This window comes from Klebsiella sp. BIGb0407 (assembly GCF_024807845.1).
In the GTDB taxonomy this organism is placed as follows: Bacteria; Pseudomonadota; Gammaproteobacteria; order Enterobacterales; family Enterobacteriaceae; genus JGM124.
Map to the genome: position 1 here is coordinate 168528 of NZ_JANUEQ010000006.1, position 22550 is coordinate 191077.

The window sequence follows — 22550 nt, forward strand, 5'->3', positions numbered from 1 at the left end:
TAATTTTGGCCTGGAAGAATAACCCTCTAAGGCTCTGGGCACTTCACTACGCCAGGAGGCTGCTACGCTCCCTGGCGTGTACAGACGGGTTAAAATAGCTAAGAAGCAGCTGCTTTCTTTTCCAGGCGTGACATTCTGTCCAGATAACCCATCACCAGTGCTGATAACACGAAGGTTAAATGAATGATGACATACCACATCAGCTTGTTATCCGGGATATTACGCGCATCCATAAACACGCGAAGCAGGTGGATAGAGGAGATGGCAACAATAGAGGCCGCGACTTTGTTCTTCAGCGATCCGGCATCCATTTTCCCAAGCCAACTCAGCTTCTCTCTTCCCTCATCAATATCCAGAGCAGAGACAAAGTTTTCATAGCCAGAAAGCATGACCATGACCAGCAGCCCGCCGACCAGCGTCATATCAATTAGCGACAGCAGGACTAAAACCAGATCGGCTTCTGCAATACTCAGGATATTGGGAAGGAGATGGAAAATCTCCTGAAAAAACTTGATTGCCAGGGCCAGTAAACCAAGGGATAAACCGAGATAAACAGGTGCCAGTAACCAGCGCGAGGAGTACATCAGATTTTCTATAAAACGTTCCATAACTCACTACATAAAGGGCGGATTATCGGCAGATAATAACCAAAAAAATCGCCGAGTGTTAATCAAATATGCGGGCAAGTAGTACATAAAATGTTCGGTTGGAAAAAATAAAGAATGACTGTAAATGATCGTATTTTTAGGTAAGGAAAGAGGGAGGGCGCAAGTACAAATTCTGCGATTTTCTGCACCTTCTGACCACTGAATGCAATACCTGTCATTAAGAGTTTTGGAGCGCTATGTTTTCTGGAGGATGACTTCGGGTGATGAGTTATGGTTTTCTTATTAATGCTATGAGGGAGCGTAATAATCTATCAAATATTCCAGCAAGATAATGATGAGTTATATATTAGGTGGGTGACTATATCAGGTCAAAATATCGAATATGGTGCCGCTATATATTAGAGGTTATTATTATCTCGTACAATAATGAGTCTCGTTGGTTTTTAATATAGATTGACAAAGTAAAAAATTAACAATACGTTAAATGTCCCGTATAAATGCAGTATGGTTTTCTTTTCATTTAAATAAAGGATTATTTAATGACAGATACTATGGTGGTTATTTTTCCTCCCGTTCCGCCTCGTAACATCGGTGATATTAATTATGGTGGTTCTCCTTTAATTTCTCAAAATCGGCTTTCTGAGGGGGCTCAGGGTGCGCAAATTGCATCGATGTATTACAACACCGGTACTGCGACGGAGGCAACCCTGAAGTGGTTGGTTGAATATATCAAAAATAATGATCTTAAAGATAAAAAAATACAATCCGTGATCGCCTATAATATAGGTGGGTTTTGTGAAGCGGATAAAGATTTGGTGAATATACCGGGTATATCACCGATGAATGCTTTTGGTTCGTCTAGCGCCTACGATTATAAGAAAGAAAATATAAAAGAAATGAGCGGCAATGTTACTGCACCTGTTGTCGCGCTAGCTCATTATCTTTGGGGAGGGGGTGAAGAACGCTCCGTAGCGCTAAAAAATATTGGACTTAAGTTAACACCGGAAAAATTACCGCCAGTAATGAGTGTGATTAATGCTGGTGGCGTTGGCTCTTTCCATGTGGATGGTAAATTTGAATACGCCACGGCGCAGGATAGTTTGTTCACGGGGGCATACTTAGGAAACATAACGCTTCGCACAGTGGGTACGGCGACGATTGCGGCAAACGGAACCTGGAGTTATAGCGGCGTAGTAAGAGCATACAATGATAAGTATGATGCCAATCCGAGTACCCATCGGGGAGCTTTGGGCGAGATGTCGACGACTATTCTGAGGTACTTGGGCGGTACGAAGTACCCAATAAGCATACCTGGTGAAATCAAAGTATCAGGCTCAGGTAAGCGCTAGTATTGCAGAGCCGTCGTCATTAATGGTGGCTCTGTTTTTTTATTGCTCGCTGTATTCGATATATCCAGTTTTACAGGTGAGTATCGCAAAAAGCATTGTTTTACCCGTCGGCCCCTGGGCTGTGAAGGGTATCAAATAGGTATCCTTGTTTTGGTATTCGTTTTTTTCAAACGTTAAGGTGGGTTTTCTGGTGCCGAGTATTTTTACATCTTGCTCCCATCGTTCCAGGCGTTCCAGATAATCATCGTAAACGGACTTGCTCGCCTGTTCAAAAGTCATCTCAGAGCACTCAGGGCCGTTGCTTACTGCTATATAATCGTCAATTATCAGTCCAACGAATATGACGGCGATAACTAACGCTGCTTTTTTTCTAAATGACATTATTTTAATAAACCTTTTTATGTTTTTTATTATCGATACCATCATTATGATAAATAACCGTCGTCTTACAATGAACGTTTATTCATTCCAATAAACGTGAAGTGTCCCGGCTGTCATCAATAGTAATGTTCATTTTCCTGATATATACTGGTTAACTTATCATCATATGGCAAAAATTAAAATAGAGCGATATTAAGTATATTGTGATAATCGGTAATCATTGTTTATATTTTATTTAAAAAATAATGTTTATACTTGGAGATAATTTCTGTAGATACTATAAGTAAAGTATTCAATTAACCTGTCTCATTAACTAAAGTGTTTGGATGTTTTTTATTTAAGTCATTAATTTAACTGTATCATTAGTTTGGTCACCTGAATAATATCGTCTCACTTAAAGACCGGAAATCATTCTTTTATCACTGAGCCTTGGCAATCACTGGCATGGAGCTGGCAAAATATCTGTGATCTCCCATCTGGAAAATAAATAAACTACATAACAAATTGATTTTTAATGGTTATATAAATTAAGGCTCTGCCATTGCCAGCACATTTTGACAAATTGGTGATATAATTTTTTTGGGTATTCAATAAGAAATAACAGGGATAAAAATGAAAAAAATACTATTGCTTGGGGCTCTATGTTTGTTTTCTACAGCGCCAGTGCTGGCGATGAGCTGCGATAATCCGATTAATGCGTACGACAGAACCTATTGCGCCGCCTCAGAGATGATCCAGCTAGACCAGAATCTCAATCAGCAATATAGCAAGACAATGAAATCATTAACTAAAGAACAGTCCTCTTTGGTTAAGAAAGCACAGATCAAATGGATCCGTGAGCGCGATAATGATTGCTCATCAGGTGGATCCATCGGTGTGGTTTGTGTGAATGATAAAATGAAAAGCAGAATTGCCACGCTCAGCCAGATAGAAAGGGAGTGCAAAGCTTCGGGTTGTAGTAATGCTCTGCTGAGTAAAGATTAACGAGCTTGCGTATTGGCAGAGGCTGAACAGAAGAGCGGAATATCATCATCGACTCTCGGGAATCGAACATAAGATGAGCTTGAAGTGAGCAACTGCATAGCTTTGCCTTGATGCTGATATTCCGTTGGGTCGATATTTTGAAAGCGCTGCCATAAATCTGAACGTTCTTTGGCAGTCAGGCTCGCCCTTGATTTATCTCGTTTTACCGGGTGGATATGCTGACGGCTGGAGCAAGAGACCCGGTAATCTTTGACTTGGTGCTCTTTTATTTGGAGCTCTTGGGAAGAGGGAGAGTGATTAATGCTTGATGGCCTGGGCGGGCATTCTGATATTTTTACGATACTGAACATGGTTGCTTCCTGTGTTTTCCGCGTGTGAATGATTTGAACTATTGATAAGTGTAATGACTCAGTGGCGAAATGAACGTACAGAAAACGCTGAAGGATAGGGGCGATGAATTAAGTCACTGCTACGCCAGGCGCAGCAGTTTCTCTGTGTTTATTTTTTTTCAGGCTGCCACAGATTCACGGATTTCAATATTGCCGATGTGCATACCAGCATGGGCCAGCATATTAATCAGCTTATCGATGCTGAATAGCTGAATCTTCCCTTTTGCAAGTTCGGAAATTCGTGGCTGGCTAACCCCGAGAAGCACCGCTGCTTCATGCGTATTCAGGCCGCGCTTTTCGATCAATTGATTCAAAGCAATCACCAGTTGAGAGCGAACCTTCATATTTTCTGCTTCTTCTGGAGTCGGGCTGATAGCATCCCATACACTGTCAAATTGCTGAATTTTCATGTTTACGCTCCTGAATGAGTTCTCTGAACCGTTTTTGTGCCAGTTGAACATCGTTCTTTCTGGTCGCCTGCGATTTTTTTTGAAAACAGTGTAGTACGTACACTGATTCTTCAAATTTGGCTATATAAATAGCGCGATAAATACCGTCAGAATCTTTTACACGTATCTCACGTACGCCTAATCCAATATCGCTAAAAGGCTTCCAGTCGTTAGGATCCAGCCCTTGCTGTACTCTATCCAGTTGATGTCCAAGTTCTTTTTGCATTTCACTGGGGAACTTCCTTAAATCATCCAGGCTGGTATCTATGAAACTGAGAGGTTTACGCATCCGTTGCTTTACCTGTCATTTACGTAATTTCGTATATTCTACCCTTGATCCTGAAAAATACCAGAGTTTTTATGCGTATTAAGACCTGGCCTTTCGCTCAGTTAATTCAAAGCAATCACCCGTTGAGAGCGAACCTTCATATTTTCTGCTCCTTCTGGAGTTAGGCTGATAGCATCCCTATGTTTTCAACTTGTTGAATTATCATATTATTATCTTATATGTACGTTATTACATATATATTGCCGGGATAATAAAACATTCATATAATCAATCTGATAGCTTTGCTATGTGATCTGTATCACATAAAAAGCACTTATTGTTAATATGCTAATAGTAACTATCGTTATCATTATTCCATCGAAAGCGAACAAGCTTTCCACCTGTAAATGAAGGAATAAGACCATGAAAAATATTAAAACTCTCGTTGCTGTTGCCGCTCTGTCTATGATGTCTATGGGTGCATTTGCTCAAAGTATCAGCGTGACTTCATCCACAATCGACAGCGCAGAAGCGAAAATCGCTGCCAAAGCCGCTGAGCAAGGCGCTAACTACTCTATCACCAGCGCTATCGTCAATAACCGCGTGCATATGACCGCGAACCTGACCAAATAAGCACTGCCGCAGCGAAAACAGCTGCGATGCCGGTAGATTAAAAGCCTCACGATGATGAGGCTTTTTCAGTTTATGAAGCTTCTCTTTTTCTGCTATACAGCGGCAATACCAATCAATCTATTTTTCTGAATAAGATAAGCAAATAGTTCTAATTTTATTCACTAAGCCAGCCCGGTATTATTTATCACATCAGGCCGATGAAGCCGCTTAATGAATAATGAAACTCAAGGATATGACCATGAAAACCATCAAAAATTTTGTTGCAGTAGCCGCTCTTTCTCTTATGTCTATGGGTGCTTTCGCACAGAATATCAGTACTACCGCTCCTACCTTGGATGAAGCAGAAGCGAAAATTGCAGCCAAAGCGGCTGAGCAAGGTGCTAACTACTCCATTACCAGCGCTATCGTCAATGACCGCGTGCATATGACCGCGAACTTGAATAAATAAGTCAGGTGATGCTGAAAAGGCCGTCAGCGATGACGGATATTTTTCGACTGACCGACCAGAATATCAAAAGCCTCTTAGTGAGGTTTTTTTGTTTATGGAATACCGGTATGACCATCACACCGAGTTACCCGAACCACTTTAGCAACAGTTAATACATTCATTTTTTCTTAAGATTGTGTTACGGAACAGGATTTGTACTGCCATAGCGGGTACTATTGATGTAATAACAAAATGTAACTACAATGGATGTGTGATGGAACTTGAATGGGATATCAAGAAATCTGTGCTTAACTTGGAAAAGCACGGTGTTACATTCGAGGATGCTGCACTTATTTTTCATGATAATCAAAGGCTTGAGGTTTATGGTAATCGAAGCGATTATGGTGAAGACAGATGGGTAACCATTGGCTATGTGGATCCTGCTTTATTGTTTGTGGTTTATACCATCCGATATGAAAATACGATCAGACTGATTTCAGCGAGGAGAGCAAATGAACAAGAAAGACAAAAATACCGTCAAGCTAATTCTTGATCTGAAAAAGTCACCCGTGATGAGTAAAAGTCAGAAACAACGGCTGGTTGCGCTGGCGGCTCAACCTGATGACACTATAGATTACAGTGATGCGCCGGCAATGCCTGATGCGATATGGGAAAAGGCAGTAAAACTGCCAGAACCAAAGCGGCAGGTTACACTGCGGATTGATGCTGACGTTCTGGAGTTCTTCAAACATACCAGCAGCCATTACCAGACCAGTATCAATGCTGTTCTACGCTCTTATTTTGAAGCACATAAATTGCCAGGATAAAAATCAGTGCCACTCTGCTAGTCGATAGCTATCCCCAGCAGGGTTGCCGCTTCCACTTCACCGCGTAATAACACCTCGGTCTGGCCATCCCAGGCAATCTGCCCGTCAGCGATGACCAGGCTACGTTCGGCAATGCGGGCGGCATCTTCGGTGCTGTGCGAGACCATTAGCAGCGTTAACAGTTGCTCCTGGCATAAAGCATCCAGCAACAGCAGCATCTCCTGACGCAGGGCGGGGTCGAGGGCTGAGAAGGGTTCATCCAGCAGCAGAATAGGTTGCTGGCGCACTAAACAACGCGCCAGGGCAACGCGCTGGCGCTGGCCACCGGAAAGCTGAGCTGGCAGCCTGTCCAGCATGGTCTGGATCCCCATTTTTTCCGCAATCAGTAGCAGTCGGTCCTGCTGCTCTGCATTCAGTTTCATTCCCGGATGAATACCCAGAGCAATATTCTGTTTTACCGTCAGATGGCTGAACAGGTTATTTTCCTGAAATAGCATCGAGACCGGCCGTACTGAGGGCGGGGTAAAGGTATGTTCTTGGCCATTGAGGGAGATGGTTCCCTCTGCAGGGGTCAGAAACCCGGCGACCAGATTTAATAGGGTACTTTTCCCGGCACCGCTTGGCCCAAGAATAGCAATTCGTTCCCCACGTGTGACTTCAAGAGAGAAACGCATCGGCAATTGGTGATACAGCCAGGTGACATTAGTCAGAGTTATCATGGCGTCCGGGGATCTTCTCAATCAACGTGAACAGTAAAAAACACAGTAACAGTAAAATCAGCGCGGTAGCAGCACCGTCATTGCTACGGTAGGATCCGATTTGCTGATACAGCAAAAAGGGCAGAGTACGAAAATCTTCATTACCAAAGAGCGCCACCGCGCCGAAATCACCAATCGAAAGTACACAGGCAAACGCCAGCGCCTGGGCAATCGGGATTTTTAGCGCCCGCAGCTCAATAAATCTCAGGCGGTTAACTCCCCGGATATTCAGCGACTGACAGAGCCTGCCATAGCGGTCGGCAATATCACGCATCGGGTTATCCAGCACCTTGATCGCATAGGGAATTGCCATCAGCGCGTTAGTGAATATCACCACGGCATCGGCAGATTCCGGTAAGCCAATGGTACTGTTTAACAGCAAAAAGAAGCCGGTGGCGAGGACAATTCCCGGCATCGCGAGAATCAACATACCGCTGATTTCCAGCGCTTGTCCGGCAAAAAAGTGCTGGCGCAGGCGAAGCTCGCGTGAACTCCAGAGAAGCATGAGCGTCAGACAGACGCTGATTATCCCGGCGGCGATTGCGATACGCAGTGATGTCGCCAGGGCTTGCCAGAGGGCAGGCTGGTAGAGCACGGAACTCAGCGCGCTGTTAGCCCCATCAATAATCACTGCCAGCAGGGGGGGAAGCAGTAATAACAGCGCCAGGGTTATCAGCACCGTATCACTGAATTTCGCAAACCCGGTATCCTGTGGATCCCGCCATCCGCTTCCCTGACTGGCTCCGACCGAAATCGCTTTACTGAAACGCTGACTGAGCAACACCAGTCCCAGGCAGCAGACCATTTGCACCAGGGCCAGTAATGCTGCCTGACCGGGCTGATAGTCATAACTCAGGGCCTGATAGATAGCCAGTTCAATGGTGGTCGCCTGTGGCCCGCCGCCCAGAGATAATACGGTGGCGAAGCTGGCAAAACAGAGCATAAAAATCAGCGCTCCGACCGGTAATATCTGGCGACGTAACCAGGGCCATTCGATAAAGCGGAAGAAATTCCAGCCCTGAATATTAAGCTGGGCGGCAAGCTGGCGCTGCTCTGAGGGAATATTCTCCAGCACCTGGAGCAGAAGTCGGGTTGCCATCGGCAGGTTAAAGAAGACGTGGGCCAGCAGAATACCCTGCAAGCCATAAGGCGAAAATACCCACTCAATACCGAGCCAGTTCCAGAGATTTGCCAGCCAGCCTTCGCGACCATAGACGGTTAAAATACCAAATACGGCGACCAGGACCGGCAACACCAGCGTCATAGCGCACAGACGAAGCAAGGCCATACGCCCGGGAAACCGCCGTCGATAGAGTGCTCTTGCCAGGAATATCGCCGGAATCACAGACAGTACTGCGGAAAGAAAGGCCTGCCAGAACGAGAAGCGCAAGACATGCAATAAGTAGCTATCTTGCACCATCGCCAGCACATCGGTATGCGGAGCGTTAAACCACAGTGCCAGAAAGGCTGCCATGGCCACGGCTACCACCAGAGTGGCAGCCAGTAGTCCGGGGAAAATCCAGCCAGGTATTAGCGGCTGACGGCGCGTTGCCATTGACTAATCCAGTTCGCACGCTCAGCGGCAACTTGTTGTGGGCTAAATTCCAGCGTTGACTCAGGCTTAACTAATTGTTCAAAGCCCGCGGGCAAGGGCACATTGGTCACCGGATACATCCAGTTGCCGGTCGCGATTTTATCCTGGAAGTCAGGCGAAATCATAAAGCGTAGAAATTGCTGTGCCAGTTCAGGCTGCTTGCTGCTGGCGAGCTGACCGGCGACTTCGACTTGCAGATAATGCCCGTCACTGAAGTTTGCGGCAGCATAGTTATCTTTCTTGTCTTCAATAATGTGGTAAGCCGGGGAGGTGGTGTAGCTCATCACCAGGTCAGCTTCCCCTTTCAGGAACAGGCCATAAGCTTCACTCCAGCCCTTAGTGACGGTCACAGTTTTTTTCGCAAGATTCTGCCAGGCTTGCGGGGCATTATCGCCATACACTTTTTGCATCCACAGTAACAGGCCTAGCCCCGGGGTACTGGTACGCGGATCCTGATAGATGACTTTCCACTTCTCATCACTTTCCACCAATTCTTTCAGGCTTTTTGGCGGATTCTTCAGCTTATTTTTGTCATAGACGAAGGCGAAGTAGCCGTAATCATAAGGAATAAACGTCTGGTTATCCCAGCCACCTGGAATAGTCAGCCCGCTGGTATCGATAGTGGACGGAGCAAACAATTTAGTTTGTGCAGCCGCATCCACCAGATTGTTGTCCAGGCCAAGAATGACATCGGCTTTACTGTTTTTTCCTTCCATCCGCAGACGGTTAAGCAGTGAAACCGCATCTTCCAGCGCGACAAAATTGAGTTCACAGTCGCACTGTGCTTCAAAGGCTTTTTTTACCGCAGGACCCGGACCCCAGTCGGCCGCAAAGGAGTCATAGGTATAAACGGTTAATGTGGGTTTAGCGAAAGCAGGAACAGCAACGAGTACCAGCAGTGGGAGTAACTTTTTGAACACTTTGCACCTCAATATAAATGAGGCAAAGGAATTGAGTGAACAGTCTCAAATCCCTTCGCCGGCGTTATCCGGATCAGGTTCGACGGGTATTTTCTCAGCGCGGACAATTTGTCCTGGCACCCCGTTGAGCTGGCAGCATTCTACTTATTTCTATTGTATTACGGAAGTGTTAAGGATCGGGCGGCGCAAACCAGGCTGATTTAAAATCAAACCAGCCCAGGGTATTCAATCTTATGCCACGCATACTGCGCTGACCCTCAATACGCAGCCAGTGGTGGATCAGTGGCAGGATCTCTATATTATCAGCCCGTTTTTGATACCAGTGGTTGAGTGATAAGGTTTTATTACGCCAGCATTCGGCATCTTGCTGCCAGTCAACGGACAGGCACTTTTGTAGCAATGGAACTTCATACAGTTTGGCAAATAAGGAATAGTCGAGGGGAAGCGTGTAGTTAACGCTATTCAGCCAGAGATCGCTCTGCTTATCGCCTGCAAACCACTCATCGTAAGTAATAATCTGTTCATTCAGATGCACACCCTGTTCAGCCAGTAGGGTCGCCATAATACGGCTTATCACCTGATGTTCTGAGTGAGAGTCATACCAGGTCAGGGTCAGACTCGTCAGGCCTTCGGGCTTCAGAGGAATAGGTTGCTGGGGAGTATGGTGCCAGGTCGGTAACATACCGTAAGCCGGGAACCAGTGCTGCTGATTCGACTGCGCAGCCCGGTAGAGTAAGTTCATCGGTGAGAGAATATAGCTTACCCACTGACGTAGGGCGGGGTCAGCCGCTTTTGACGAACGCTTATCAAATAACAGGTAATAACAGCCTTCTTCAAGACGACTTTCAACCGCTTTTTCACTGTCCGGCATACCTTGAAGATGTAAGGCACAGGTTGAATCCTCGCCAATTTCTGGCAGTACCCAAAAGTTAACCTCATCGATTAATGCCCGAAAACCAAAATAGTCATCAAAAGCATGAATTTTTAGCTGATTTTTATTATTGAGCGCCACGGCATAAGGGCCACTCCCGATGGGCTGACGGGCAAAGTTGTCTATCGTCGGCCACTCTTGCGGCAGGATCATCGCGTTTACGCTGCCCAGTAACCAGGGCAGCCATTGATCTTCACTACTCAGATGAATGTCCAGGGTCCAGGCGGTCGGAGAGTCAATGCAGATAATATGACTGAATAGCGGCAGGTTATTAATACGCTCGAGTGAACTGATGATGTCTGACATCTCCAGCTCACGACCGTGGTGAAAATGAATGCCCGGACGAATATAAAAACGCCAGTGCAGGGTCGATATTTGTTGCCAGTGGTGAGCTATATCGGCGGTGAGTTCCCCATTTTCCTCATTTATACTGGTCAGGCCGCTAAATATCTGCCGTACAATATGGGTTTCTGAGCGCCGCAGTGCGCTACCGGGCAACAAATTCAGTAGCGGACGGTAATAAAGCACCCGCAAAATATGTCGTCCCTGGCGAAAACTCCGCCCTAAATGGGAAACCAGCATCTGCCGTACCGTATCTTTATCCCCGACAATCTGTACTAACTGCTCAATACTGTCCTGCTCCAGCAGATCTTCCGCACGCTCTTGCTGCAGAGCCAGCGCGGTATAGAGAAATTTAAGCTGAGAGCGCTTGCCACGTCCCACTTCTGTTCGCCAGTTAAGCCAGCCTTTTTCCTGCATCCCATTTAATAAGGTTCGCATGTGACGGCGTGAGCAATTGAGCTTTTGTGCCAGTTCCTCCAGGGTTGTTTCCTGTCCTTGCCCCTTACAGGTTTGCCACAGGCGAATAAAGTGCTGCTGTAAACGGGAAGATGCCATAAAAGGGGAACTCCTGAAGAAAACTCATCAATTTATCTTTCCTCATATTACGTCAATAATAGATTCCGATGAAGTGAGGAGGAGCTATGAAAAGGTTATCGACTATCCAGTTCTATCAACAGTATTTTGCCGCCACCGACAAGGTGGGTTCTGAAGGGCTTGCTCGCCTGACAGTCGCGCAAAAACTCGCGATGCTCGAAGACTTGATGCAGTGGGAAGGGAATTCCAAAACCTCTGATAGCAACGACTTGCCGACTCAAGTGTGACTGAGTTTGATGCATTGCATCTGCCAGCAGTAGTTTACTGCTGGCTTTTTTCGTTGGTAGTTTACACAATAAGCGCCCTGAGTTACTGACCCTCTCGCTTCTAAGGAACCCTATGTTCTGGCTTATCACCTTCATTCGCCGTCTGAACCCAGTCTATGCCGCTTTTATGATGGTGGCCTTTATGATGGGGATTGCTGGCGCTTTGCAGGCTCCAACTCTGAGTCTCTTTCTGACGCGTGAGGTTGAGGTTCAGCCGCTCTGGGTCGGACTATTTTATACTGTGAATGCGGTCGTCGGTATTATTGTCAGCCTGTTTTTAGCCAAGCGTTCTGATGCTCGCGGCGATCGGCGTAAACTGATTATGCTGTGCTGTCTGATGGCGATAGCCAACTGTGTGTTATTTGCTTTTAACCGCCACTACCTGACGTTGATTACTCTTGGTGTCATGCTTGCAGCCCTCGCTAACACGGCAATGCCGCAGCTGTTTGCCCTGGCGCGTGAATACGCAGATCGCTCGGCAACGGAAGTGGTAATGTTCAGTTCGGTGATGCGTGCCCAGCTTTCTCTGGCCTGGGTTATCGGGCCGCCACTCTCCTTTATGCTGGCGCTGAAGTATGGTTTTACCACCATGTTCCTTAGCGCCGCAGCGATGTTTATTATCTCGCTATTGCTGATTACCTTTGCTCTGCCTTCCGTTCCGCGTAATGCAGCTCCTGCCAGTGTGGCAATCACCGAGGTGAGCGGCTGGAAAGACAGTCATGTACGCATGCTGTTTATCGCCTCGATGCTGATGTGGACCTGCAATACCATGTATATCATCGATATGCCGCTCTGGATAAGTCAGGATCTGGGTCTCTCAGATGACTGGGCCGGCTGGCTGATGGGCAGTGCGGCAGCGCTGGAAATCCCGATTATGATTGCCGCCGGTCATTATGTGAAACGCTTCGGTAAACGAAAAATTATGATGCTGGCGGTTGCTGCGGGCGTTATTTTCTATGCAGGGCTGATACTGTTCCATAGCATTACTGCTCTGCTGATACTCCAGCTGTTTAATGCGATATTTATCGGGATTATTGCCGGAATAGGCATGCTGTGGTTCCAGGACTTGATGCCGGGTAAAGCGGGATCGGCTACCACGTTATTTACTAACAGTATTTCAACCGGTGTGATTCTGGCGGGGATATTGCAGGGTGCACTGGCACAAAACTTCGGCCATTCTGTGGTCTACTGGGGAATTGCGCTGCTGTCGATTATTGCGCTGTATCTGATTGGCCGAGTAAAAGATATCTAGGGTTTATCAATAACACAGGCTGCCTGAAAGCTTCAGGCAGCCTGTGTCACAACAATTACTGCATAAATGCCGGTAATTCTTTCTCGTAACGGGAAATTTCCGCTTCGTGTTGCAGCGTCAGGCCGATACTGTCCAGGCCGTTAAGCATACAGTGACGACGGAATGCGTCGATAGTGAAATGATAAGTCTGGTCACCCGCCTGAACGGTACCTGCTTCCAGGTCAACGACAAAACTGATGCCCTGATTTTCCGCCACCAGTTTAAACAGACTATCGATATCCGCATCGCTCAGCGTTACTGGCAATAACTGGTTATTAAAGGCGTTACCGTAGAAAATATCGGCAAAGCTAGGTGCAATCACCACTTTAAAACCGTAGTCAGTTAATGCCCATGGCGCATGCTCACGGGAAGAGCCGCAGCCAAAGTTTTCACGCGCTAACAGAATTGACGCCCCTTTGTACTGAGGGAAGTTCAGCACGAAATCCGGATCTGGCTGCTGGCCGGCATCATCAAGAAAACGCCAGTCGTTAAACAGGTGCGCGCCAAAACCCGTACGGGTGACTTTCTGCAAAAACTGCTTCGGTATAATCGCGTCAGTATCGACGTTCGCTAAGTCTAACGGAACGACCAGGCCGGTATGCTGGATAAATTTCTCTGCCATGGTAGTGCCTCTTATTTCAATGTACGGATATCAGCGAAATGACCAGAAACCGCAGCGGCGGCAGCCATTGCCGGGCTGACCAGATGGGTACGCCCACCGCGGCCCTGACGTCCTTCGAAGTTACGGTTACTGGTTGATGCACAGCGCTCACCAGGATTCAGACGGTCATTGTTCATGGCCAGACACATAGAACAGCCCGGTAAGCGCCATTCAAAACCGGCTTCAATAAAGATCTTATCCAGACCTTCTGCTTCAGCCTGAGCCTTAACCGGACCGGAACCAGGAACCACCATCGCCAGTACACCAGGAGCGACTTTACGACCTTTGGCTATTTCTGCCGCGGCACGTAAGTCTTCGATACGCGAGTTGGTGCAAGAGCCAATAAACACTTTATCAATCGCGACATCGGTCAGCGGAACGCCTGGCGTCAGGCCCATATAGGCCAGCGCTTTTTCAGCAGAGGCACGTTCAACAGGGTCGCTGAAAGCTTCAGGGTTAGGGATAAGGTCGGTAACCGAAATAACCTGACCCGGGTTAGTTCCCCAGGTGACCTGCGGTGCAATCTCTGCGGCATCTAAGGTGACGATGCTATCAAACTGGGCATCTGCATCGGTGCTGAAGGTTTTCCAGTAGGCAACCGCTTCATCCCAGTCAGCGCCCTTCGGGGCATGCAGACGGCCTTTGACGTAATTGAAGGTGGTTTCATCAGGCGCCACTAAGCCCGCTTTAGCACCCATCTCAATCGCCATATTACACACCGTCATACGGCCTTCCATGCTTAAGGCACGGATTGCGTCACCGCTGAACTCAACGACATAACCGGTACCGCCAGCGCTGCCGGTTTTACCGATAATCGCCAGTACGATGTCTTTGGCGGTAATCCCCGGAGCTGCGATACCATTGACTTCAATCTTCATAGTTTTGGCGCGACCCTGTTTCAGGGTCTGGGTTGCCAGCACATGTTCAACTTCTGAGGTGCCAATACCAAACGCCAGTGCGCCAAAGGCACCGTGTGTCGCGGTATGGGAGTCACCGCAGACAATGGTCATACCCGGCAGAGTAATGCCTTGCTCAGGGCCCATAACATGCACGATACCCTGGAAAGGGTGGTTCAGGTCATACAGCTCGACGCCAAACGCAGCACAGTTCTTGATCAGTTCCTGCATCTGAATACGGGCCATCTCACCAGAAGCATTAATGTCTTTGGTTTGAGTGGAGACGTTATGATCCATGGTGGCGAAGGTTTTTGATGGCTGACGCACCGGGCGGCCATGTGCACGCAGGCCATCAAATGCCTGCGGAGAAGTCACTTCATGCACCAAGTGTCTGTCGATATACAACAGCGGCGTCTCTTCGGGTGCTTCAAACACCACGTGAGCATCATATAATTTCTGATATAAAGTCTTAGCCATGATTACTTTCCTTCAGCGACGTAACGAGCAATGATATCGCCCATCTCGCTGGTACTGATTGCATTCCCCTCGCGGGCTAAATCACCGGTACGATGACCTTCTTCCAGAGCGTGGTTAATCGCCGCTTCAATCGCCAGAGCGGCGTCTTCTGCCCCAAGGCTGTAACGCAGTAACAGAGCCAGAGAAAGAATCTGTGCAATCGGGTTAGCAATATTTTTACCGGCAATATCCGGCGCTGAACCGCCAGCAGGCTCATACAGGCCAAAACCTTCTTCATTCAGGCTGGCTGAAGGCAGCATGCCCATAGAACCGGTGATCATGGCGCATTCGTCAGACAAAATATCGCCGAACAGGTTAGAACACAGCAGCACGTCGAACTGTGAAGGGTCTTTAATCAGCTGCATGGTGGCGTTGTCGATATACATATGGGACAGCGCAACGTCCGGGTACTCTTTGGCGATTTCATTGACAATTTCACGCCACAGCAGTGAGGTTTGCAGGACGTTGGCTTTATCAATCGAGGTCACTTTGCTACGACGCTTGCGGGCAGACTCAAAAGCGATGCGGGCAATACGTTCGATTTCAAAGCGATGATAGACTTCGGTATCAAAGGCTTTCTCTTCCGGGCCGCTACCTTCACGTCCTTTCGGCTGGCCAAAGTAGATGCCGCCGGTCAGTTCACGCACGCATAAAATATCGAAGCCATTAGCGGCAATATCAGCGCGCAGCGGGCAGAATGCTTCCAGGCCCTGATACAGGCGAGCCGGACGTAAGTTACTGAACAGTTTAAAATGTTTACGCAATGGCAACAGTGCGCCGCGCTCTGGTTGCTCGGCAGGAGGCAGGTGCTCCCACTTCGGGCCGCCTACGGAACCGAACAATACGGCATCAGCTTCTTCACACCCGGTAACGGTGGCCGCTGGCAGCGGAGTCCCGTGCAGATCGATTGCCGCACCGCCCACATCATAGCTGCTGGTGGTGATTTGCAGAGAGAAACGCTGACGAATCGCATCCAGTACTTTCAGGGCTTGGGCCATCACTTCCGGACCAATACCGTCACCCGGTAAAACGGCAATTTGATATTTTTTAGACATTACACTGTTTCCTGATTTTGTTCTGAATTCTGTTGTTGAGCTTTGCGTTGTAATTCTTGTTCTACTTTTCCGGCGCGCCAGATGTTGTTGAGGACGTTGACCATCGCCTGAGCTGAAGATTCGACAATGTCGGTTGCCAGCCCAATACCGTGGAAGTTACGACCGTTATAGGTCGCGACAATATCAACCTGGCCGAGTGCGTTCTCGCCATGCCCTTTTGCTTTCAGGCTATATTTTGCCAGTTCAATGTTGTAACCCGTAACGCGGTTAATCGCCTGATACACCGCATCAACCGGACCATTACCATTCGCCGCTTCACTTAACAGCTCTTCGCCACAGGCCAGTCTTACGGAGGCAGTCGCGACATCGTTCGAAGCAGACTGCACGCTGAAGTAGTCCAGACGGAAATGCTCAGACTCTTCTTGTTGTCTATTAATGAAGGCCAGCGCTTCCAGATCGTAGTCAAAAACCTGACCTTTTTTGTCTGCCAGTTTTAAGAAAGCGGTGTACAGATTATCCAGATTATAGTCATCTTCTTTATAACCCATTTCATCCATACGGTGTTTAACTGCCGCACGACCGGAGCGAGAAGTCAGGTTCAATTGTACCTGATTCAGGCCGATAGATTCGGGCGTCATGATCTCGTAGTTTTCACGATTTTTCAGCACGCCATCCTGGTGAATACCGGATGAGTGCGCGAAGGCGCCGGTACCGACTACCGCTTTGTTCGCAGGAACCGGCATATTACAAATCTGGCTGACGGCCTGGCTGGTACGCCAGATTTCCTGGTGATTAATATTGGTATGCAAATTCATAATGTCTTTGCGTACTTTGATAGCCATGATCACTTCTTCCAGTGAACAGTTACCGGCACGCTCACCAATTCCGTTCAATGTCCCTTCAACCTGACGGGCACCTGCGTGAACCGCTGCAATCGCATTCCCGACAGCCAGACCTAAGTCATCGTGGGTATGTACTGAGATAATGGCTTTATCAATGTTTGGAACGCGCTCATATAACCCGGTAATCAGGCTGGCAAATTCAAAAGGCATGGTGTAGCCGACGGTATCGGGAATATTGATAGTGGTGGCACCGGCACTGATAGCCGCTTCTACCATACGGGCTAAGTCAGCAATTGGCGTACGTCCGGCATCTTCACAAGAGAACTCAACATCATCGGTATAGTTACGAGCACGTTTTACCATGTAGACCGCACGTTCGATAACTTCATCCAGCGTGCTGCGCAATTTGGTCGCGATATGCATTGGGGAGGAGGCGATAAACGTATGGATACGGAAGGCTTCAGCGACTTTTAATGATTCCGCGGCAACATCGATATCCTTTTCAACACAGCGCGCCAGGGCACAAACGCGGCTGTTTTTGATGTTTCTGGCAATGGTCTGTACTGACTCAAAATCGCCAGGAGAAGAGACCGGGAAGCCCACTTCCATGACATCAACACCCATACGCTCCAGTGCCATAGCGATTTGCAATTTTTCCTTCACGCTCAGGCTTGCCTGTAAGGCCTGTTCCCCGTCACGTAAGGTGGTATCAAAAATGATGACTTGCTCGCTCATGGTGTAATCCTTGTTCTGTTCGGTTGCCTTATCCGCAGGCATAAAAAAACCCGCGTTTGGCGCGGGTTTCTTTGTCTGTTGGCTTGAATCAATGCTGATTGCTGCCCACCAGTCTACCGCGCAAATGAGATGCGTTTAGTAGTAGACCGAGTAGGCGGATAGTGCGAATCATCATTCAAGCCCCAAGTAATTCTTAAGATGTACTAATTGGTACTTGATTTGCAGGGGTATGTCAACTCTCAATTGAATAATGACCCGTGTTACATAAGGGATAGTTATGGTGAAATTCACTACAAAACGGAGAGTTAGAAAAATAATAAGCCAGTGATTAATTCGCTGATTTTCTGTACGGTTTGCGGTTCTGGCCCCTGAAAATAAAACAAGGCCGACGGACAGAAAGCGCTCTTAATAACTTACACGATAAAAAATGGCTAATGCAGGCCAACAGCCATCCATCAGATTTTCTCTTTCAGCGGCAGAATTCGGCATTTTCTGCTGTAGCATTTTATTTCTTCTGTCAGGATTGTTTATACATCTGGTAAATAAGTGGTCAATTCACTTTGATTCATTTACTTGCTGAGATATTAATTTAACAGCATGAAAACAATTAGCAGATAACTCTGCATAAGGGTTGTTTTGTAGCGAGTAAGGCAAATGACCACCAGTTGTCTGTCCGGTGCCGTGTTTGCCTGGCCTGGCCTGAGCGGTTATGTTAGTCAGACTACTATTAATAAAATGAAAATGTCAGCTGCACAATAGGTGGCAAGGGCAACGCAGAGCACTGCTCTGCGTACAGTCATCAACGTGAGCCGGGAGGCAAACCAATGGAGATGTTGTCAGGAGCCGAAATGGTCGTCCGATCGTTAATCGATCAAGGCGTAAAGCAAGTATTCGGCTATCCGGGAGGCGCAGTACTCGATATTTATGATGCGCTTCATACCATGGGCGGTATTGATCATGTGCTGGTCCGGCATGAACAAGCTGCGGTGCATATGGCAGATGGCCTGGCGCGTGCCACCGGGGAAACCGGTGTCGTACTCGTCACCTCAGGTCCTGGTGCAACTAACGCCATTACCGGTATTGCTACGGCCTATATGGACTCCATCCCGATGGTGGTATTGTCCGGCCAGGTCGCGACCTCTCTGATTGGTTACGATGCCTTCCAGGAATGCGATATGGTGGGAATTTCCCGCCCTGTGGTAAAACACAGCTTCCTGGTGAAACAGGTTGAAGATATTCCGACGGTTATCAAGAAAGCATTCTGGCTGGCGAGCAGTGGCCGACCGGGACCTGTAGTGGTTGATTTGCCGAAAGACATCATGAATCCGGCGAATAAATTCCCGTATATCTGGCCTGAGTCGGTCAGCATGCGTTCTTATAATCCGACAACTCAGGGTCATAAAGGACAAATCAAGCGCGCGGTTCATACTTTACTGGCAGCGAAAAAGCCGGTGATGTATGTCGGTGGCGGGGCGATTAACTCTGCCTGTGAGAGTGAGCTGCTGCAGCTTGCAGAGAAACTGAATATACCGGTGGTCTCTTCGCTGATGGGACTGGGTGCATTCCCGGCAACCCATAAGCAGGCGCTCGGCATGCTCGGTATGCATGGCACCTATGAAGCTAATATGGTGATGCATAACTCCGACGTTATCTTTGCTGTCGGCGTACGTTTTGACGATCGTACTACCAATAATTTAGCCAAATACTGTCCTGATGCGACGGTTGTGCATATTGATATCGATCCAACCTCTATCTCTAAAACCGTTGCGGCAGATATTCCGATCGTCGGTGATGCGAAACAAGCGCTGAATCAGATGCTTGAGATACTGGGGCAGGATGAGGCGAAACAACCTGTCGCTGAGCTTGATGACTGGTGGCAGCGTATTGAACAGTGGCGGGCGCGTAACTGCCTGGCATTTGATACCACCAGCAGTGAAATCAAACCGCAGGCGGCGATAGAAACGATTTATCGGCTGACTAAGGGCGAGGCTTACGTCACCTCTGATGTCGGTCAGCACCAGATGTTTGCAGCACTTTACTATCCGTTTGATAAACCGCGTCGCTGGATTAACTCCGGCGGTCTGGGCACTATGGGCTTCGGTCTGCCTGCGGCACTGGGCGTTAAAATGGCGCTGCCGGACGAAACCGTAATCTGTGTGACGGGTGATGGCAGTATTCAGATGAATATCCAGGAATTGTCGACCGCATTGCAATACGGCGTCGCGGTGCTGGTACTGAACCTGAACAACCGCTATCTCGGCATGGTGAAGCAGTGGCAGGACATGATTTACTCCGGCCGCCACTCTCAGTCTTATATGGAGTCATTACCGAACTTCGTTGCCGTGGCAGAAGCTTACGGGCATGTCGGGATTAACATCACTAAACCAGAAGAGCTGGAAAGCAAGCTGACTGAAGCCCTGGAAATTGTCCGTAGCGGTCGTCTGGTATTTGTGGATGTGAAAGTTGATGGCACTGAACACGTTTATCCGATGCAGATACGCGGTGGCAGCATGGATGAAATGTGGTTAAGCAAAACGGAGAGAACTTCATGAAGCGCCGAGTATTATCTGTGTTACTGGAAAATGAATCCGGTGCCTTATCCCGGGTTATCGGTCTGTTCTCACAACGTGGCTATAACATTGATAGCCTGACGGTTGCTCCGACTGACGATCCTACCCTTTCACGCATGACCATCCAGACGGTCGGTGATGAAAAGGCGCTGGAGCAGATTGAAAAGCAGCTACATAAACTGGTTGATGTCTTACGTGTCAGCGAGTTAGGACAGGGCGCTTTTGTTGAGCGGGAAATCATGCTGGTCAAAGTTCAGGCCAGCGGCTACGGACGCGAAGAAGTGAAGCGGACGGCTGAAATCTTCCGCGGGCAAATTGTTGACGTCACGCCAACGCTTTACACCGTGCAACTGGCAGGCACCAGCGATAAGCTGAACGCGTTTCTTGATACTATTCGTGATGTGGCGAAGATAGTTGAGGTCGCTCGCTCAGGTATCGTTGGCGTTTCTCGCGGTGATAAAATTATGCGTTAAGGCTTTACCCTGAATAATTCGGGCTGCCCGGGGGTAACCCGAATTATTTGGGGTGATTACTGCACCAACTCTTCCCTGCTAATCACCACCAGCCTGTGTCGGTGAACGTCTGAGGAAGTCCCCCGGCAAAAATTATCCCACCGCCCATAGAAAGCATTCATATCCTGAATTGGCGTCAAAGGTCTGTTTATTTCAGAGCCGTCAGAGGCATAGACACTGTAGCCGGTTTTAAATGACCAATCGATCATCGTTTCCCAAAAAAGCTTACCGTCTGAGGAGTGCTCCTCATCAGAGACGACGATATTGTATTGTTGCAACAGATTCGCGAAAAATAGCTTAGCGAGATCTTTGACTGCGGCATTATGTTCTGACGAGAGGGTTCGCCATACTTTGATTTGTACGCAGTTTGCCTGATTGAATACAACATCATCGCGAAAAAATAGTTCAGCCAGGTAAACCGTTTCGCATTTGTTCCCGATAGTAACCAGCCGATATTGATTTTTTTCTCGTGCCTTGAGCAGACGGTAGCCATGTTGAACGGCATAACCATATAAAGAGATATCCTCAACGCCGTCCTCCAAAAATTGTCTTGTGTGGTCAATGTTTCTGGACGGTATTTTGAGCGTTATATTGAGGTCCATTTCAGGGATCTGCTTTGGCATTGAGTTTTCTTCCGCGCGGCTAGACATATATTTTTCACGGTATGTTTTCTAGAATGGATCGTCTATCAGATAACGCTTCTGTAAAATACCTCATTCGGGATGTACCTGAAGCCATTACTGCGGCAGACTTTTCATCGACTCCCTTTGCTCAAGTTCAGAATGAAAGAGAGGAACAGGGCGTATTTTTTTGCCTTCCAGCTGAGAAAACATCTGCTCAATCGCCATTTCAAGCATTGCGCTTACCGGAGCTTTGACACTGGAAAGCGTCGGAATCAGATAGGCCGCAGCCGGAATATTATCAAATCCAACGATGGCAACATCTTCAGGGATCTTTTTTCCGGCTTCTGCCAGACGGCGCATGGCCCCGATAGCCATTTCATCATTTGCCGCGATAACGGCGTCTAAATCGGGTTTTTCGCGAAGGAGACTTTGCATCGCCTGGTAGCCACTTTCTATACTCCAGTTTCCTTCAGCATAGGCAGCATGTTCATCAAGCTGTGCTTCTTGCAATGCGGCCCGGATACCTGCCTGACGTGACTTTGCCGTGGGTGAACTTAAATTGCCTGAAATAATGGCGATCTTTCTATGCCCGTTCTCAATTAAACGATTCGCGACGCGCCAGGCATCATGCTGATGATCGCAGCATACGGTATGAGCCGGGTGTAATTTCAGTTCTCGGTTAATGACCATTATCGGCGTGGATGTGCGCTCAATTAACGCATCCAGATCTTCTGTAGTCAGAAAGTGAGAGTAAAGAATAATGGCATCACAGCGAAGACCGGTTAGCAGCGAAATCGCAGCGCGTTCGCCTTCTGCACTGCTTTTACCATCAGCTAACAGGAGATCCAGTCCCTGGCTTTGCAATTTGCGGGCACAAAAAGAGACAATTTCATTAAAATAATGCCCGTCAAACATCTTGTTTGCCATCACCAGACCTATGCATTTCGACTGGTTGGTTGACAGGTTTTTTGCAAGTAAATTAGGGCGATAGCCTAATTCTTCAGCCACTTCAAGTATCCGCTGGCGAGTCTTTACGCCGACATACCCTGTCTCATTTAATGCCCGTGAAACCGTGGTTTTTGAAACCCCTATGGCATCGGCGATTTTCTGCATGGTAGACATGTTTTCA

The 22550-nt window shown here is 47.8% G+C and carries 26 protein-coding genes and 1 riboswitch; of the genes, 10 read left to right on the top strand and 16 right to left on the bottom strand.

What is annotated here, in order from left to right; genetic code table 11:
- Positions 1-98: 98 nt before the first annotated feature.
- Positions 99-608, bottom strand: a complete 510-nt coding sequence (locus M2387_RS17985; protein WP_259051350.1) for a TIGR00645 family protein — start codon at positions 606-608, stop codon at positions 99-101.
- A gap of 539 nt (positions 609-1147) precedes the next feature.
- Here M2387_RS17985 and M2387_RS17990 point away from each other — a divergent pair.
- Positions 1148-1957, top strand: coding sequence for a lipid II-degrading bacteriocin (locus tag M2387_RS17990; RefSeq protein ID WP_259051351.1), 810 nt, complete (start codon positions 1148-1150; stop codon positions 1955-1957).
- Positions 1958-1996: 39 nt separating this feature from the next.
- Here M2387_RS17990 and M2387_RS17995 read toward each other — a convergent pair whose 3' ends face one another.
- Complete coding sequence (locus M2387_RS17995; RefSeq protein ID WP_259051352.1) at positions 1997-2338, bottom strand: YebF family protein; 342 nt, start codon at positions 2336-2338, stop codon at positions 1997-1999.
- A gap of 612 nt (positions 2339-2950) precedes the next feature.
- On the opposite strand from M2387_RS17995, the gene M2387_RS18000 reads away from it, so the two are divergent.
- Positions 2951-3322, top strand: coding sequence for a lysozyme inhibitor LprI family protein (locus M2387_RS18000; protein ID WP_259051353.1), 372 nt, complete (start codon positions 2951-2953; stop codon positions 3320-3322).
- Here the strand turns inward: M2387_RS18000 and M2387_RS18005 are convergent.
- The 3 genes from M2387_RS18005 to M2387_RS18015 form a co-directional block, all read right to left on the bottom strand.
- Positions 3319-3672, bottom strand: coding sequence for a hypothetical protein (locus tag M2387_RS18005; protein ID WP_259051356.1), 354 nt, complete (start codon positions 3670-3672; stop codon positions 3319-3321). The genes M2387_RS18000 and M2387_RS18005 overlap by 4 nt on opposite strands.
- A 158-nt stretch (positions 3673-3830) precedes the next feature.
- Positions 3831-4121, bottom strand: coding sequence for a helix-turn-helix domain-containing protein (locus M2387_RS18010; protein WP_259051359.1), 291 nt, complete (start codon positions 4119-4121; stop codon positions 3831-3833).
- On the bottom strand, positions 4102-4449 hold the full coding sequence (locus M2387_RS18015; protein WP_259051360.1) for a type II toxin-antitoxin system RelE/ParE family toxin: 348 nt from the start codon (positions 4447-4449) through the stop codon (positions 4102-4104). The genes M2387_RS18010 and M2387_RS18015 overlap by 20 nt, the downstream gene beginning before the upstream one ends.
- Positions 4450-4851: 402 nt before the next feature.
- Here M2387_RS18015 and M2387_RS18020 point away from each other — a divergent pair, with 402 nt between their 5' ends.
- From M2387_RS18020 to M2387_RS18035, 4 genes are all read left to right on the top strand, one after another.
- A complete protein-coding gene (locus tag M2387_RS18020) occupies positions 4852-5061 on the top strand; it encodes a YdgH/BhsA/McbA-like domain containing protein (protein WP_259051361.1) in 210 nt (69 codons plus the stop codon).
- A 238-nt stretch (positions 5062-5299) separates the two neighbouring features.
- Positions 5300-5509, top strand: a complete 210-nt coding sequence (locus M2387_RS18025) for a YdgH/BhsA/McbA-like domain containing protein (RefSeq protein ID WP_259051362.1) — start codon at positions 5300-5302, stop codon at positions 5507-5509.
- Between the two features lie 253 nt (positions 5510-5762).
- Positions 5763-6041 carry a BrnT family toxin gene (locus M2387_RS18030; RefSeq protein WP_259051363.1) on the top strand — a complete coding sequence of 93 codons (279 nt, stop codon included), beginning with the start codon at positions 5763-5765 and terminating at the stop codon, positions 6039-6041.
- Positions 6001-6315 (top strand): BrnA antitoxin family protein, encoded by a 315-nt coding sequence (locus M2387_RS18035; RefSeq protein ID WP_259051364.1) that lies wholly within the window; start codon positions 6001-6003, stop codon positions 6313-6315. Before M2387_RS18030 ends, M2387_RS18035 begins: the two co-directional genes overlap by 41 nt.
- Before the next feature lie 17 nt (positions 6316-6332).
- Here M2387_RS18035 and thiQ read toward each other — a convergent pair whose 3' ends face one another.
- The 4 genes from thiQ to sgrR form a co-directional block, all read right to left on the bottom strand.
- A complete protein-coding gene (gene thiQ, locus M2387_RS18040) occupies positions 6333-7034 on the bottom strand; it encodes a thiamine ABC transporter ATP-binding protein ThiQ (RefSeq protein WP_259051365.1) in 702 nt (233 codons plus the stop codon).
- Positions 7018-8628 (bottom strand): thiamine/thiamine pyrophosphate ABC transporter permease ThiP, encoded by a 1611-nt coding sequence (gene thiP, locus M2387_RS18045; protein ID WP_259051366.1) that lies wholly within the window; start codon positions 8626-8628, stop codon positions 7018-7020. The genes thiQ and thiP overlap by 17 nt, the downstream gene beginning before the upstream one ends.
- The gene (gene thiB / locus M2387_RS18050) at positions 8604-9587 is read right to left on the bottom strand and encodes a thiamine ABC transporter substrate binding subunit (protein ID WP_259051368.1); all 984 of its coding nucleotides are present in this window, start codon (positions 9585-9587) and stop codon (positions 8604-8606) included. Before thiB ends, thiP begins: the two co-directional genes overlap by 25 nt.
- A gap of 32 nt (positions 9588-9619) precedes the next feature.
- Positions 9620-9721: riboswitch (TPP riboswitch) on the bottom strand.
- Positions 9722-9756: 35 nt separating this feature from the next.
- Positions 9757-11415 (bottom strand): HTH-type transcriptional regulator SgrR, encoded by a 1659-nt coding sequence (sgrR, locus tag M2387_RS18055; protein ID WP_259051370.1) that lies wholly within the window; start codon positions 11413-11415, stop codon positions 9757-9759.
- Positions 11416-11501: 86 nt separating this feature from the next.
- Here sgrR and sgrT point away from each other — a divergent pair, with 86 nt between their 5' ends.
- Positions 11502-11681, top strand: coding sequence for a glucose uptake inhibitor SgrT (sgrT, locus tag M2387_RS18060; protein ID WP_259051372.1), 180 nt, complete (start codon positions 11502-11504; stop codon positions 11679-11681).
- Positions 11682-11793: 112 nt separating this feature from the next.
- A complete protein-coding gene (locus tag M2387_RS18065; protein WP_259051374.1) occupies positions 11794-12972 on the top strand; it encodes an MFS transporter in 1179 nt (392 codons plus the stop codon).
- A gap of 55 nt (positions 12973-13027) precedes the next feature.
- Here M2387_RS18065 and leuD read toward each other — a convergent pair whose 3' ends face one another.
- The 5 genes from leuD to leuL all read right to left on the bottom strand — a co-directional run bounded on the left by leuD (position 13028) and on the right by leuL (position 17891).
- A complete protein-coding gene (gene leuD / locus M2387_RS18070; RefSeq protein WP_259051376.1) occupies positions 13028-13633 on the bottom strand; it encodes a 3-isopropylmalate dehydratase small subunit in 606 nt (201 codons plus the stop codon).
- An 11-nt stretch (positions 13634-13644) separates the two neighbouring features.
- Entirely contained in the window at positions 13645-15045 is a 1401-nt protein-coding gene (leuC, locus tag M2387_RS18075; protein WP_259051377.1) for a 3-isopropylmalate dehydratase large subunit, read from the bottom strand.
- A 2-nt stretch (positions 15046-15047) separates the two neighbouring features.
- Positions 15048-16139 (bottom strand): 3-isopropylmalate dehydrogenase, encoded by a 1092-nt coding sequence (gene leuB, locus M2387_RS18080; protein ID WP_259051378.1) that lies wholly within the window; start codon positions 16137-16139, stop codon positions 15048-15050.
- Positions 16139-17716 carry a 2-isopropylmalate synthase gene (gene leuA / locus M2387_RS18085; RefSeq protein WP_259051555.1) on the bottom strand — a complete coding sequence of 526 codons (1578 nt, stop codon included), beginning with the start codon at positions 17714-17716 and terminating at the stop codon, positions 16139-16141. Before leuA ends, leuB begins: the two co-directional genes overlap by 1 nt.
- Before the next feature lie 88 nt (positions 17717-17804).
- The gene (gene leuL / locus M2387_RS25940; RefSeq protein ID WP_409040081.1) at positions 17805-17891 is read right to left on the bottom strand and encodes a leu operon leader peptide; all 87 of its coding nucleotides are present in this window, start codon (positions 17889-17891) and stop codon (positions 17805-17807) included.
- Between the two features lie 649 nt (positions 17892-18540).
- Between leuL and ilvI the strand changes: the two genes are divergently transcribed.
- Both ilvI and ilvN read left to right on the top strand, forming a co-directional pair.
- Entirely contained in the window at positions 18541-20268 is a 1728-nt protein-coding gene (ilvI, locus tag M2387_RS18090; protein WP_259051379.1) for an acetolactate synthase 3 large subunit, read from the top strand.
- The gene (gene ilvN / locus M2387_RS18095) at positions 20265-20759 is read left to right on the top strand and encodes an acetolactate synthase small subunit (protein ID WP_259051380.1); all 495 of its coding nucleotides are present in this window, start codon (positions 20265-20267) and stop codon (positions 20757-20759) included. The genes ilvI and ilvN overlap by 4 nt, the downstream gene beginning before the upstream one ends.
- 56 nt (positions 20760-20815) lie before the next feature.
- On the opposite strand, the gene M2387_RS18100 is transcribed toward ilvN, so the two are convergent.
- Positions 20816-21421, bottom strand: coding sequence for a hypothetical protein (locus M2387_RS18100; RefSeq protein ID WP_259051381.1), 606 nt, complete (start codon positions 21419-21421; stop codon positions 20816-20818).
- Between the two features lie 114 nt (positions 21422-21535).
- A complete protein-coding gene (locus tag M2387_RS18105) occupies positions 21536-22543 on the bottom strand; it encodes a LacI family DNA-binding transcriptional regulator (RefSeq protein WP_259051382.1) in 1008 nt (335 codons plus the stop codon).
- Between the last annotated feature and the right edge of the window lie 7 nt (positions 22544-22550).